The following is a 591-nucleotide window of genomic DNA, read 5'->3' as shown; positions in this document are numbered from 1 at the left end:
TGATATTATCCCCTTAAGGTAGACAGTGTAAAAAGACCATGAATACACATGGATGTTACACTTTTACTTGGAGGGGATTTTATTATGGTTAAAAAAGGGGATAAATTTCAAACTTATTCAGATGAATTAAAGATACAAGTTGTAAAAAGTTATTTAAATGGTGAGGGTAGCCAATCAGCTATAGCGAAGAAATATAAGCTTAGAAGTAGAACACAGTTAATGAATTGGGTCCGGAAATATCAAGAAACAGGCGATATTTCAGACTTGCGGGGGAAAAATGGTGGTAATAACGGCTTAAAAAACCTCTTGAAAGGTCGTTCTCGTACGAAGTTCGATAGTATAGAAGAAGAATTGGAATACTACAAGGCGCAAGTGGCTTACTTAAAAAAGCAGTATCCAAATCTATAGGAGGTGTTCTTGCTCAAACGGCTAAGTACGAGATTATTGAAGAACTACGTTCTCGGTACAAAGTAACCTGGCTTGTCGTCATTGCGCAGTTAAATCGCTCTAGCTACTATAAGTGGCGTTCAACATGTAATCAAAGGCAATTACGCCTTTCAAAGGATAATACATTGCGTGAACAGATTCAAG

The 591-nt window shown here is 37.1% G+C and carries 1 protein-coding gene; it reads left to right on the top strand.

The genetic code is table 11. The features are described 5' to 3' along the window. The first annotated feature begins 84 nt into the window (after positions 1-84). The gene (locus tag LRP84_RS22325; RefSeq protein WP_230577079.1) at positions 85-408 is read left to right on the top strand and encodes a helix-turn-helix domain-containing protein; all 324 of its coding nucleotides are present in this window, start codon (positions 85-87) and stop codon (positions 406-408) included. The last annotated feature ends 183 nt before the right edge of the window (positions 409-591 follow it).

Source organism: Bacillus rhizoplanae, assembly GCF_917563915.1.
Lineage (GTDB): Bacteria > Bacillota > Bacilli > Bacillales > Bacillaceae_G > Bacillus_A > Bacillus_A rhizoplanae.
The sequence above is the reverse complement of the archived record's forward strand: the minus strand, read 5'-3'. Positions and strand labels throughout refer to the sequence as shown.